This is a genomic window from Micromonospora sp. NPDC023814 (genome assembly GCF_040639595.1).
In the GTDB taxonomy this organism is placed as follows: domain Bacteria; phylum Actinomycetota; class Actinomycetes; order Mycobacteriales; family Micromonosporaceae; genus Micromonospora.
Genome location: NZ_JBFAAF010000027.1, coordinates 1 through 12,358, shown reverse-complemented (window position 1 = coordinate 12,358; position 12,358 = coordinate 1). Strand labels below are relative to the sequence as shown.

The window sequence follows — 12,358 nt, the reverse complement described above, 5'->3', positions numbered from 1 at the left end:
GCGCAACCGTTCTCGGGAGACTGGACGGCAGGGGCGCGCCGGCCGGCGCGGTATCCGGGATCGAGGAACGGGAGCCGCAATGGTGCTCGCAGCGGTGGCGGACCCGCCGGTACGGCGGGGCAGTGACTACTCGCAGTTGTCCCGGCGAATCAGCGGGGCGGGGCTGCTGGAGCGGCGCCCGGGCCGGTACGTGACGCGGATCGTGCTCACCCTGGGCGTCTTCGCGGCGGGCTGGGTCGCGGTCGGGCTGGTCGGGGACTCGTGGGCGCAGCTTCTGGTCGCCGTGTTCCTGGCCGTTGCCACCACGCAGGTCGCGTTCCTCGGCCACGACGCCGGCCACCGGCAGATGTTCCGCCGGCGCGGGCCGAGCGAGGCGGTGGGCCTGCTCACCGGCAACCTGGCGGTGGGGCTCAGCTACGGCTGGTGGGTCGACAAGCACAACCGGCACCACGCCAACCCGAACCACGAGGACGAGGACCCGGACGTCGGGGCGGGCGCGCTGGTCTGGACGTACGAGCAGGCCGCCGCGACGCGCGGCGTCAACCGCTGGCTCGCCCGCCGGCAGGCGTGGCTGTTCTTCCCGATGCTGCTGCTGGAGGGGCTCGCCCTGCACGTGGCGAGCGTGCAGGCGGTCGTCGGGCGGGAGCCGGACGGCGGGTTCCGCACCCCGATGCGGCACCGGAGGGTGGAGGCGCTGCTGCTGGGCCTGCACGCGGTGGGCTACCTCGGCGGGCTGCTGCTGGCGATGTCCCCGGGCAAGGCGCTGCTGTTCGTCGCCGTCCACCAGGGGCTCTGGGGCCTCTACATGGGCTGCTCGTTCGCCCCCAACCACAAGGGGATGCCGATGCCGACCGCCGACGACGAGCTCGACTTCCTGCGCAAGCAGGTGCTCACCTCCCGCAACGTCCGGGGTGGCCGGATCGTCGACGTCGCGCTCGGCGGGCTCAACTACCAGATCGAGCACCACCTGTTCCCGAACATGCCGCGGGCGAACCTGCGCCGGGCCCAGCCGATCGTGCGCGCGTACTGCGTCGAGCGGGGCATCCCGTACGCCGAGACGGGGCTGGTGGAGTCGTACCGCCAGGCGCTCGCGCACCTGCACGAGGTGGGCCGGCCGCTGCGCGGCTGAGACGCGAGGCGGGGGCGGCGCCGTCCGGCGCCGCCCCCGCCTCCGTGCGTTCGGGCTCAGGAGCCCATGGACTCGATCAGCTCCTGCGGGGCCTCCTGCGTCTCGCTCGCGGCGGGCTTCTTCACGGTGACCGGGGCGCCGAAGTCCGAGTAGGTGGTGGTCATCATGCCCAGCGACTCGTGCAGCACGCTGGTGTCGATGGCGAACTCGACGAGCCGGCCCTGGTCGTCCACCTTGGCGGTGAACGGGACGGCCTTGGCCTTCTCGCCGAGGGCCTTGATGGACGGGTCGTCGGCCTTCGTGCGGGTGTAGTCGAGGGTGCCGGCGTAGCTGCCGGTGCCGGTCTTCTCGACGTCCACCACGCTCTCGATCATCTGCTTCGCGCCGCCCGGGTCGCCCTCGGGCATCAGGTTGAACTGGCCGCTCTTACCGAGCTTGGTGGTGTCCATGTGCAGCCACTTCTTCGGCATCCCCTGCATGCCGGTGATCTTCAGGTAGGCGTCGTCGCCGAGCAGCAGGATCCGGAAGGTGCCCTCCGGGCCCAGCTTCATCGTCATGTCGCCGGTCTTGGTCGCCGGGTCCATCACGCCGCTGCCGTTGACGACCGCCGACTTCAGTTCCATCCGGACGCTCTGCTGGTTGAGCTTCTGCGCGGCGGCGGTCAGCTCGGCGCGGGCGTCCGCCGGGGCCGAGCTGGCGGGTGCCGCGCTGGTGCCGTTGCCGGCTGGAGCGTCCGCGTCCGTCTTCGTGCCGCACCCGGTGAGACCGAGGCTGAGCGCGGCGACGATAGCGACCCCCGTGGTCGCCAGCCGTCGAGTGTTCATGCTGAGAATCTCCTCTGGCAGGGTGGGCCGGGGCGACGCCGGTCGCGGCCCGGCCGGGCCGCCGGTCAGCCTAACGTCCGCCGTCCACAGCCGCGGATCTATGCCCCACCCCGCCGCCCGCCGGGTGGGACACACCTCCCGCCGCTGGTCGGCGTCGTTCCGACCCCTCCCGGTAGGGTCTCCCCATGGCAGACGTGCTCACCGCCGAGGCGGTGCGAGACGAGCTAAGCGGGCTGGCGGGCTGGTCGGGAGACCCGACCGGGATCACCCGCACCGTGGAGCTGGCCAGTTTCCCGGAGGCCATCGCGGTCGTCGACCGGGTCGCCGTGACGGCGGAGGAGCTGGACCACCACCCCGACATCGACATCCGCTGGCGCACCCTGACGTTCCGCTGCGTGACGCACTCGGCGCGCGGGGTCACCCGGCGGGATCTGGAACTGGCCCGGCGGATCGACGAGATCGTGGGGAGCGTCCGATGAGATTCGAGATCAGCAAGGTGCTCGACGCCATCGAGGGGCGGGTCTGCACCGACCCGTCGCTGGCCCGGGCCGTCCTCGACCTGGCCGAGGTGATCCGCTACCAGGACCTCGACGGCGGCCGGCCGGCCAGCCTGCTCCGCCTCGGCATGGTGATCGACGCCCTCGCCCGGGAGCTGGAGGAGGACAGCGTCCCCGTCTACGCGGTCGTCCACCGGGCGCTGCTCTCCGACGCCGACCTCACCTCCAACGAGCGGATGGTGGTCCGCCGGTGGGCCGACGACGGGCTGGTCGAGGTGCTCGACAACCCGGGCGACCGGATGCTGGAGGTGGCCGACCTGCTCGGGCTGCCGGTGCTCACCCGGGTGCGGACGGACGGCCTGCGCGGGCGCTACCCGTGGCTGGTCGAGCAGCCCGGCCGCGTGCTCGCCCCGGTGCCGGGCGCCGGCGGGCCGGCCTTCGTCGCCCACGTCGGCGGCGGGCACACCCCGGTCGCCGGCGACCGGTCGCCGGCCGGGGTGAAGCTGCTCTCCCGGCAGTGGCGCTGCCCGGAGCCGGGCTGCGCGCTCTTCGGCGGCGGGGGCGGCGGGTCCTTCGCCGACCTGGCCCGGGTGGAGCGCAGCCCCGCCGCCCAGCCGCCGCCCTCCCTGCGCGGCGGCGCGCCCACCTGCCCGCGGCACGGCGCCCGGCTCGGCGACGCCGGTCCGCGACCGCGCAGCGAGGTCCTGGCCGTCCGCGTCGGCGGGCTGATCCGGCGCCGCTTCGTGCTCACCGAGGACCAGCCGGCGCTGGTCGGCCGGGCGCCCGACCAGGCCGGCGGGATCGTGCTCGGCCAGTGGCTCAACGACGAGGCGCGCCGTTGGATCAGCCGCAGCCACGTCCGGTTCGAGCTGCGGGTCGGCGAGGTGATCGTGACCGACGTGAGCACCAACGGCTCCGGCATCCGGCCGGGCGGGTCGATGGCGGAGGGTGACCGCGTCCCGCTGGCGCCGAAGCAGTCGCGGGTGCTGACCGAGGGTGACATGGTCGAGCTCTACCCCGGGGTGCAGGTCGGCCGGCCCGGCGAGCTTCCCGCCGGCGCCCCGTACACGCCGAACTCGGTGATGGCCGAGGCCCCCACGATGGCGATGCGCCTGCCCCGCTGACTGCCGGGAAACGGCGGCGGGCGCCGGGACCATGGTCCCGGCGCCCGCCGCCGTCGTACGGGGTCAGCCGGCCAGCACGGCGGCGAGCTGGGCCACCGCGTGGTCGATCTCCTCCTCGGTGATCACCAGCGGCGGGGCGAGCCGGATGGTGGAGCCGTGGGTGTCCTTGGCCAGCACGCCGCGCTCGGCGAGCCGCTCACACGCCTCCCGGCCGCTCATCAGCGCCGGGTCGATGTCCAGCCCCGCCCACAGTCCGCGGCCCCGCACGGCGACCAGGCCCTTGCCGACCAGCGACTGGAGGCCGGCGTGCAGCCGGGCGCCCAGCTCGGTCGAGCGGCGCTGGAACTCGCCGGTGGCCAGCAGCCGGACCACCTCGGTGGCGACCGCGCAGGCCAGCGGGTTGCCGCCGAAGGTCGAGCCGTGCTGGCCCGGCTTCAGCACACCCAGCACGTCGGAGTTCGCGGCCACCGCGGAGACCGGCACGATGCCGCCGCCCAGCGCCTTGCCGAGCAGGTACATGTCCGGCACGACGCCCTCGTGCTCGCAGGCGAAGGTGGCGCCGGTGCGGCCCAGGCCGGACTGGATCTCGTCGGCGACGAAGAGCACGTTCCGCTCGGTGCAGACCCGGCGTACGCCCGGCAGGTAGCCCTCCGGTGGCACGACGACGCCCTGCTCGCCCTGGATGGGCTCGAGCAGCACCGCGACGGTGTTCTCGTCGATGGCGGCGGTCAGCGCGTCCAGGTCGCCGTAGGGCACGACCGTGAAGCCCGGGGTGTACGGCCCGAAGTCGGCGCGCGCGTCCTCATCGGTGGAGAAGCTGACGATGGTGGTCGTGCGGCCGTGGAAGTTCCCCTCGGCGACCACGATGTTGGCCTGGCCCGGCGTCACGCCCTTGACCTGGTAGCCCCACTTGCGGGCCACCTTGATGCCGGTCTCCACCGCCTCGGCGCCGGTGTTCATCGGCAGCACGAGGTCCTTGCCGCAGAGCTCGGCCAGCTCCCGGCAGAAGTCGGCGAACTGGTCGTGGATGAACGCCCGGCTGGTGAGGGTCAGCTTGTCGAGCTGCGCGTGCGCGGCCGCGACGAGCTGCGGGTGCCGGTGCCCGAAGTTCAGCGCGGAGTAGCCGGCCAGGCAGTCGAGGTAGCGGCGGCCGTCCACGTCGGTCAGCCAGGAGCCCTCGGCGGAGGAGATGACCACCGGCAGCGGGTGGTAGTTGTGCGCGGTCCACCGCTCCGCGTCGCGGACCGCCTCCGGCGTCCGCAGCATGTCCTCGATCACTTGCTCGCCTTTCCCTGACGGAGTCGCAACGTGCAGCACTTCGGCCCGCCGCCGGCCTTCCGCAGCTCGGACAGGTCGACGCCGATGGTCTCGTAGCCCCGGTCGCGCAGCTTCGCGGCCAGGCCGGTGGCCTGCGCGGGCAGCACCACGTGCCGGCCGTCGCTGACCGCGTTCAGCCCGAAGACCTCGGCGTCGGCCAGGGTGGCGTGCACCGCGTCCGGGAAGAGCCGGCGCAGCACGGCCCGGCTGCCGGGCGAGAACGCCTCCGGCAGGTAGGCCACGGTCCGCTCGTCGAGCACGGTGAGCGCGGTGTCCAGGTGGTAGAAGCGCGGGTCGACCAGCTGCATCGTGACCACCGGGTAGCCGAAGACCTCCTGGAGCTGCGCGTGCGAGGCGTGCGCGGTGCGGAAGCCGGTGCCTGCCAGCAGGAAGTCGCCGGCCAGGAGGATGTCGCCCTCGCCCTCGTTGACGTGCTTCGGGTCGTGCATCTCGAAGCCGGCGGCCTCGAACCAGGAACGGTACGCGGGGGCCTCGTCGGCGCGCTGCGGGTCGCGGAACTGCACGGCCATCGCCTTGCCGTCGATCACCGTGCCGCCGTTGGCGGCGAAGACCATGTCGGGCAGCCCGGGCACCGGAGTGATCTCCTCGACGGTGTGGCCCAGGTCCCGGTAGATCTGGCGCAGCTGCTCCCACTGCCGGACGGCGAGGTCGGCGTCGACCGGGGCCGTCGGGTCCATCCACGGGTTGATCGCGTAGTCGACGGCGAAGTACGTCGGCCGGCACATCAGGAAGCGCTGGCTGGTGGCGTCCATCGTCATTGTCCTGCTCCCAGGGGGTCGGGCGCGCCCCGGCCATCTTCGACCCACGGGGCTGGCGCCGTCCGTCAACGCTATGCGGGCCGGGCCGACAGGATCCACCGGTGATGGTTGCGTGGGGCGGACGATCGTTGCGTATGAGACCGCGCTGCCGTCGAATCGTTGCGTCCTGGCGGGAGAGGGCCGCGGTCACCGCCCGCCCGTCCGTCGGCCACCCCGGGTCCGGCACCCCCGCACGCGGCTCCGGGCCGCGACGACCTGTCGGACGCCCGCGAGGGCATGGCGGGGCCCGGACCCGGTGCGGGGCCGGACCCGGTGCGGGACCGACCGACCCCGGACGCACTTCGGGGGCGGCGAACCGCCGCCCCCGAAAGGATGTGCCCGGCTGGTGAACCACCAGGCTGGTCGGGCGTCGCCGGTGCACCACCGGCACTGCCGGCGCACCGCCGGCGAGCCCGACAGTGCCCGCTAGAAGCGGTCCGCAAACTGTGAGTCGAGCCACTCCCGCAGGCGCCCCACCCAGTCGCCGTCGGTGGTCGGCCAGTCGAACTGGCCGGTCATCGCGAGCACGCCCAGGACCACCGCGCCGAGGCCGAACGCGATGCCCAGCAGGGCGTCGGTCTTGCCCGCGATGTGCCGGCGCCGGGTGGCCAGGAGACCCAGCACGGCGAGGACCGCGCCGACCGCACCGAGCCCGATGCCGTACCCGGCGAGGGTGCCGGTGAGCACGAAGAGGGCGCCGGCGACGCCGACGACCAGGCCGAGCGTCGCGAGCAGGCTGGCCCGGGGCTTCGGGCCGGCGACCACCGGCCGCTCCGGGGCGCGGTCGGCGACGACGTCGCCGTCCCGGTCCACGGGGTGGTCCACCGGGCGGTCCAGGTCCGTCCCGGCGGCCCGCGCCGCCGCCGCGTCCCGGTCCAGGTCGACCGTCCGGCCGTCGACGGTCCGTTCGAGGGCCGAGTCGGCGTCGGAGATCCGGGGGCTGCGCCGGGTGTCGGCGTCGGTCGGCCGGGCGGTGGCCGCCCGCGCGACGGCGGCGCGCTCGGCCGCCCGCCGCTCGGCGTCGCCGCCCCGCCCGTCGGGTCCGGTCGCCCGACCGTCGGTTCCGGCCGCGGCGCTGCTGCGGTAGGTCGCCTGGTCGCTGTCCCGGTCGGTCACCACCGGGCGGTCGGCCCGGCCCGTGTCCTCGGCCCGGTCCCGGCCGCCCGCGTCGTCGTCCGTCGGGGCCGGCTCCGTCCGGCGCGACAGGGAAGGAATCTTGACCACAACACACCTCCTGATGAATGCGCGGCGGCCGATGGAGCGGGTGGCGCCCGCGCGGTAACGAACCCGAGGTACCCAGCCGCGAACTCCGCGACACCCGGCCGCGTCGGCGCCGGCCCCGTCCCGGCTACCGTTGCCGTCGTGCCTGAGGGACACACCATCCACCGACTCGCCGCGCGGCACGCCGAGCTGTTCGCCGGCGACAAGCTGCACGCCGCCAGCCCGCAGGGCCGCTTCGCCGAGGGCGCGGCCCGGCTCACCGGCACCGTGCTTGAGGCAACCGAGGCGTACGGCAAGCACCTGCTGCACCACCACGCCGGCGAGCTGACGCTGCACGTCCATCTCGGGCTCTACGGCAAGTTCACCGACGGCGCGGGGGAACCGCCGGAGCCGGTCGGCCAGGTGCGGCTGCGGCTGACCAGCGATCGGCACTGGCTCGACCTGCGCGGCCCGACCGCCTGCGAACTGCTCACCCCACCCGAGGTGGCGGCGCTGCGTGGCCGGCTCGGCCCCGACCCGTTGCGCGCCGACGCCGACCCCGACCGGGCGTACGCCCGGATCTCCCGCAGCCCCACGCCGCTGGCCGCGCTGCTGCTGGACCAGTCGGTGGTGGCCGGCACCGGGCTGATCTTCGTCACCGAGGCGTTGTTCCGGGCCGGGCTGCCGCCGACGCTACCGGGGCGGCGGCTGCCCCGCGCCGGCTGGGACGCACTCTGGGCCGACCTGGTGACGCTGATGCGGCTCGCCGTCGCGCGCGGCCGGATCGACACCGTCCGCGACGCGCACCTGCCCGAGGCGATGGGCCGCGCCGCCCGGGTCGACCGGCACGGCGGCGAGGTGTACGCCTACCGCCGCCCCGGCGCGCCCTGCCACGTCTGCGGCACGCCGGTGGGCCGGGGCGAGCTGGCCGGCCGCAACCTCTACTGGTGCCCCACCTGCCAACCGGCCTGACGTCCGCCGCGCTCACCCTGGGCCGAGCAGCCAGCGGACCACCTCGACCTGCTGCGGGAAGACCTGCCCCTCGCCGATGCTCCACGCCAGCGTCTGCCCGACCGTCCAGCCCCGCACCCGCTCCCGGTCCAGCCCCAGTTCCGCGCTCAGCCGGTCCAGCCGGTGCCGGACGGCGTCCGGCGAGTGCCCCAGCTCCGCCCCGCGCACCAGCGGCACGACGCCGAACTCCCGCTCGCCGGTCAGCGGCTTCGGGTCGATCACCAGCCACGGCTCCCGGGTCGCCCGCAGCACGTTGCCGGCGTGCAGGTCCTGGTTGACCAGCACCTGCTCGCCCTGACTGCCGACGAGGTCGCCGAGCAGCCCGAGCGCCGTGTCGAGGAGCCGCCGCTCGTACGGCCGGCCGGCCCGTTCCCAGTTCACCGGCAGCCGCTCGCACCACCCGGCGGCCTCCTCGGCGAGCGGGGTGAACGGTGGGCCGGCCGGTCGCCACAGCCGGGGCAGCAGCCCGACCGCCACGTCCAGCGCCGCGTCGGCGGGCAGCTCGTGCAGCGCGCTGCCGGGCACACATCGCTCCACCAGCAGCGCCCGCCGGTCCGGGTCGTGCGCGAGCAGCCGGGCCGCCCCCGCCCCGGCCCAGTGTTCGAGCGCCGTCGCCTCGTGCACGCTGTCCGGGTCCGGGTACTGGAGCTTGAGCACCGCCGGCGTGCCGTCGGGCAGCGCGGCCGGCAGGGCCAGTGACGCGAAGGCGTACGGGAAGGGGCGTCCCACCCGCAGGTGCCAGCGTTCGACGCACTCCGCCAGCCGGGCCGGCAGCACCGCCCGCCACGCCCGGCCCGCCTCGACTTCCTCGGTCCAGCGCAGCCCGTCGGGGATCTCCAGGTCCACGGCCATCCGGTCATCCTCGGCCACGCCGGCTCGTCGCGTACAACCGTTTCCGGGCCGGGACCGTCTGGAACAGGGAACCCCACGGAGGTGGCCGGATGCCGGACGCATCGGACCAGGAATACATCGAGTACGTCACCGCACGCCTGCCCGCACTGCGCCGGCTCGCGTACGCGCTCTGCGGCGACGCCGACCAGGCCGACGACCTGGTGCAGGAGACCGCGACCCGGCTCTATCGGCGCTGGGCGCGGATCGGGGAGGTCGAGCAGCTCGACGCGTACGTCCGCACGGTGCTGGTCCGGCTCTTCCTGGACACCCGACGGCGCGGCTGGTGGCGGGTGCACCTGTTCGGCGGGCCGCCCGACGTCCGGTCCACCGAGGACCGGGGCGCCGAGGAGCGGACCGTGCTGCGCGAGGCGCTGGCCCAGGTGCCGCCACGCCAGCGGGCCGTGCTGGTGCTGCGGTTCGTGCACGACCTGCCGGTCGACGAGGTGGCCCGGACGCTGGGCTGCTCGGCCGGCACGGTGAAGAGCCAGACCTCGCACGGGCTGGCGGCGATGCGACGACTACTCGGCGGCCGGGAACTGGCCGGTCGGGCCGGAGGGGAGCGGAGATCATGAGGATGGACGAGGAGCGCGTCACCGACCTGCTGCGTCGGCTCGACGACGAGCCCGCCGGGCCGCCCCGGATCGATGTGCCGGGGGCGATCCGGGAGGCGCGCCGCCGCCGGCGCAACCGCCGGGTGGCGGTGGCCGGCGCAGCCGCGTTCGGCGTGCTGGCGGCGGCCGCCCTGCCGGCGGCCCTGCACGGCGGCGACGGGGCGACCCCTGCTCCGGCGGGAGTGAGCGTCAGCCCCGTGCCCCCCACCCCGAAGCCGTCGCCGCCCGGCCCGTGGCAGGGAAAGTGCGAAGCCGCGCTGCTGCCGGCGCCGGACAGTGCCGCTCCCGGGAGCGAGGTCACCGGAGGTGACCCCGACGGCCGGTGGCTGGTCGGCCACCTGAGCCCGAACGGGTCGCCGGACCACCGCGTGCTGATCTGGGACGCCGGCCGGGCCCGGGAGGTCGAGATCCCTGGCACGTACCAGGAGTTGCGCGACGTCAACCGGGCCGGCCTGGCGGTGGGCTCGACGAGGCGCATTGGCGGAGGGCTGGAGGCGTGGGCGGTACGCGACGGCCAGCCCGTACGCCTGTCCGTGATTGGCCCCGGGGCGGCGAGAGCAGTCAACGACGCCGGCCGGATCGTCGGCTACCGGAGGGCGGAGGAGGTGCGGGAGCCCTGGCGCCAGGATCGGCCCGTGGTCTGGGACTCGTACGAGGCCAAGGCGGTCGACCTGCCGCTGCCCGGCCCAGGGTGGGCGGGCTCGGCGATCGGCATCGACGAGGACGGCACCGTCCTGGCCAACATGGCCGACCTGACCAACGGGGATCCGGGCCAGCCGCGGCGCGCGGTCGTGTGGCGGCCGGGCGCCACCCGGCCTGAGGTGCTGCCGCTGCCCCGGGTGCCTGGCGGGGTCGCCTTTCAGTTCTTTCCCGTCTCGTTGGCCGGGGGCTGGGTGACCGGGACCGCCTACCGGGAGACGAAACCGGGAGAGCGGGGCAGCTTGAAGGGGTACCGAGTGCGGATCGATCTGCGGACCGGGCAGGCGGACGTGCTGTCGGCCGACGTGACCACCGGAGCCGTGAACAGTCGGGGTTGGATAGCCGGCGTGCTGTCATCCAACGTCCCCGTCGTGGTCACCGACACGAAAACGGTGACACTGCCCGGGCCGGACGGTAAGACCGGCGTAGACGGCTGGGTGCGGAGCATCAGCGATGACGCTCGCGTACTCGGCGGGCAGCTCTACCTGAACAACAGGGGCTGGGCGGTGCGCTGGACCTGCCGCTGACGGGCCGTTGGCCTGGCGCTGACCGGTCCGGGGGGCGGTCCCGCACCGCCCCCCGGACCGGAGCATCTCAGCGCAGCCGGCGGATGTCGCCGTACGCCCGGTAGAAGCCGCCCCGGCCGGATTCGCGGACCTGGGTGACCAGGTAGCGCGCGCCCGGCTCGCGGATGCCCTTGGGGAACTGCACCGACCAGTCCTGGCGGTAGCCGGGGGAGAGCACGTGCACGCGCAGCCGGCCGCGGTCCTCGACGCACTGCACCACCACGCCGCCGTCGACGTCGCTGGTCACCTCGACCGTCGTCCACGCCGCCGGCTCCGGCAGCCGGGGCGGGGCCTTGACGTCGACCACCTCCGGCACGCTGCCGGCCTCCGCCGCCCGGATCGCCGGCTCGCTGGCGTCGACGCAGGCCAGGTAGCCGCCGGTGGTGACCACGTAGAGCCGCTCCTCGTGGTACTGCATCGAGTAGGCCGAGCCACAGCCGGTGCCGAGCTTCCACAGCCGGTTGCCGGCCGCGTCGAAGCAGTAGATCGAGGACTGGCTGTCACCGGCGAAGACGAACCGGCCGCCCTCGGCGGTGGCGCAGGAGAAGACCGGGGCGTCGCACCGGTAGGTGCGCTCGGTGCGGCCGTCCTTCGCCAGCCGCACCACCTCACGGGTGCCGGTGCCGGCGAACACCGCGCCGGGCTCCTGCCAGCCGAAGAGCACCGAGCCGGTGCGGGTGTGCCACAGCTCCTGCCCGGTGCGCCAGTCGTAGCCGGTCACCCCCTGCGAGTGGCCGTGGTAGACCGCGTCGGCGTCGCAGCGCACCATCCAGGCCGACCGGCCGCGTCCCGCCCGGCGCCAGAGGAACTCGTCCTCGTGGTCGACGGCGGCGATGCCGCCGTCCGCGTCGGAGACGCCCAGCACCCCGTCGTGGATGTCGAGCCAGTAGATGTCGATGTCGGGGGCGATCGCGTACGCCACCCGGGGCACCTTGCCGGACAGGTCGTAGACGTTGCCGTCGTCGCACCCCGCGTAGATCCAGGCGTCGTCGGCGACGATGCACTTCACCCCGTCGGGGAGGCGGACCTGGTCCAGCACCCGGGCGTCGTGACCGAGGGTCGTGATGACCCCGCGCTCGTTGCCGACCATGCAGGTCTGCCCGTCGACGAAGATGCCGAAGGCCGGGGCGCCGGAGTCGTAGCGCCAGAGCACCGGGGCGGTGCGGGCGGTGGAGCGGGTGCTGACGATCTGTCGCCGGGAGACGGCGCGCTTCTGCCGTGCACCGCGTACGGCCGGCGCGTATCCCTTGCGGACCTTTTCGCCGATCTTCTTTGCGGCGGCCGCGCGGGCCCGGGCGTTGTCCGGGTATGCCGTGGTCTTGACCTGGCCCTGGTCGCCGATCCGGCCGTAGCGGACGGTCAGCGCGGCGTCGTCGACCACGACCTCGTAGAACTTGTGCGCGCCACCATCCACTTCGGACAGTTCGAGGTAGGTCGTCTCCTGCGACAAGGGGGCCTCCGAGGGGTCAGCGACCGGCCCGATGTGGCCGGCGCGGCGACAGCGGGCACACGGTAACCGCCACCCCCGACAAGGATCGACCGCTTGGTAAGGAAGGCCCCTTCCTAACCTCAGGTGCTCGGGTTCTAGGGATCGTTGCAACGCCTGACGTGATCAGGGGTTGCAGTGTTCGAGATCCGTGGGGATCGCAGGCCGCAGGGTCCGAAGAAGCT

The 12,358-nt window shown here is 74.3% G+C and carries 12 protein-coding genes; 6 read left to right on the top strand and 6 right to left on the bottom strand.

From position 1 onward, the window contains the following. Window positions 1-79: 79 nt before the first annotated feature. Window positions 80-1,129: an acyl-CoA desaturase gene (locus tag AB0G14_RS16560; RefSeq protein WP_357698092.1), complete on the top strand. Its 1,050-nt coding sequence runs from the start codon at window positions 80-82 to the stop codon at window positions 1,127-1,129. Window positions 1,130-1,185: 56 nt separating this feature from the next. Here the strand turns inward: AB0G14_RS16560 and AB0G14_RS16555 are convergent, their stop codons facing one another. After that, window positions 1,186-1,953, bottom strand: coding sequence for a hypothetical protein (locus AB0G14_RS16555; protein WP_357698090.1), 768 nt, complete (start codon window positions 1,951-1,953; stop codon window positions 1,186-1,188). Between the two features lie 185 nt (window positions 1,954-2,138). On the opposite strand from AB0G14_RS16555, the gene AB0G14_RS16550 reads away from it, so the two are divergent. Next, the gene (locus AB0G14_RS16550) at window positions 2,139-2,432 is read left to right on the top strand and encodes a 4a-hydroxytetrahydrobiopterin dehydratase (protein WP_357698088.1); all 294 of its coding nucleotides are present in this window, start codon (window positions 2,139-2,141) and stop codon (window positions 2,430-2,432) included. Beyond that, a complete protein-coding gene (locus AB0G14_RS16545; RefSeq protein ID WP_357698086.1) occupies window positions 2,429-3,574 on the top strand; it encodes an FHA domain-containing protein in 1,146 nt (381 codons plus the stop codon). The genes AB0G14_RS16550 and AB0G14_RS16545 overlap by 4 nt, the downstream gene beginning before the upstream one ends. Window positions 3,575-3,637: 63 nt before the next feature. Here AB0G14_RS16545 and rocD read toward each other — a convergent pair whose 3' ends face one another. From rocD to AB0G14_RS16530, 3 genes are all read right to left on the bottom strand, one after another. Continuing rightward, the gene (gene rocD / locus AB0G14_RS16540; RefSeq protein WP_357698084.1) at window positions 3,638-4,852 is read right to left on the bottom strand and encodes an ornithine--oxo-acid transaminase; all 1,215 of its coding nucleotides are present in this window, start codon (window positions 4,850-4,852) and stop codon (window positions 3,638-3,640) included. Beyond that, window positions 4,849-5,664 (bottom strand): dimethylargininase, encoded by an 816-nt coding sequence (gene ddaH, locus AB0G14_RS16535; protein ID WP_357698221.1) that lies wholly within the window; start codon window positions 5,662-5,664, stop codon window positions 4,849-4,851. The genes rocD and ddaH overlap by 4 nt, the downstream gene beginning before the upstream one ends. A gap of 471 nt (window positions 5,665-6,135) precedes the next feature. After that, window positions 6,136-6,933, bottom strand: coding sequence for a UbiA family prenyltransferase (locus tag AB0G14_RS16530; RefSeq protein WP_357698082.1), 798 nt, complete (start codon window positions 6,931-6,933; stop codon window positions 6,136-6,138). Window positions 6,934-7,071: 138 nt separating this feature from the next. Between AB0G14_RS16530 and AB0G14_RS16525 the strand changes: the two genes are divergently transcribed. Next, window positions 7,072-7,881, top strand: coding sequence for a DNA-formamidopyrimidine glycosylase family protein (locus AB0G14_RS16525; RefSeq protein WP_357698080.1), 810 nt, complete (start codon window positions 7,072-7,074; stop codon window positions 7,879-7,881). 12 nt (window positions 7,882-7,893) lie between these two features. On the opposite strand, the gene AB0G14_RS16520 is transcribed toward AB0G14_RS16525, so the two are convergent. Then, complete coding sequence (locus tag AB0G14_RS16520) at window positions 7,894-8,790, bottom strand: aminoglycoside phosphotransferase family protein (protein ID WP_357698078.1); 897 nt, start codon at window positions 8,788-8,790, stop codon at window positions 7,894-7,896. A 71-nt stretch (window positions 8,791-8,861) separates the two neighbouring features. Between AB0G14_RS16520 and AB0G14_RS16515 the strand changes: the two genes are divergently transcribed. Further along, window positions 8,862-9,383, top strand: a complete 522-nt coding sequence (locus AB0G14_RS16515) for a SigE family RNA polymerase sigma factor (protein ID WP_357698076.1) — start codon at window positions 8,862-8,864, stop codon at window positions 9,381-9,383. Then, window positions 9,380-10,648, top strand: a complete 1,269-nt coding sequence (locus tag AB0G14_RS16510) for a hypothetical protein (protein ID WP_357698074.1) — start codon at window positions 9,380-9,382, stop codon at window positions 10,646-10,648. Before AB0G14_RS16515 ends, AB0G14_RS16510 begins: the two co-directional genes overlap by 4 nt. 67 nt (window positions 10,649-10,715) lie before the next feature. Here the strand turns inward: AB0G14_RS16510 and AB0G14_RS16505 are convergent, their stop codons facing one another. Continuing rightward, window positions 10,716-12,137 carry a WGR domain-containing protein gene (locus AB0G14_RS16505; RefSeq protein ID WP_357459430.1) on the bottom strand — a complete coding sequence of 474 codons (1,422 nt, stop codon included), beginning with the start codon at window positions 12,135-12,137 and terminating at the stop codon, window positions 10,716-10,718. Window positions 12,138-12,358: the final 221 nt, after the last annotated feature.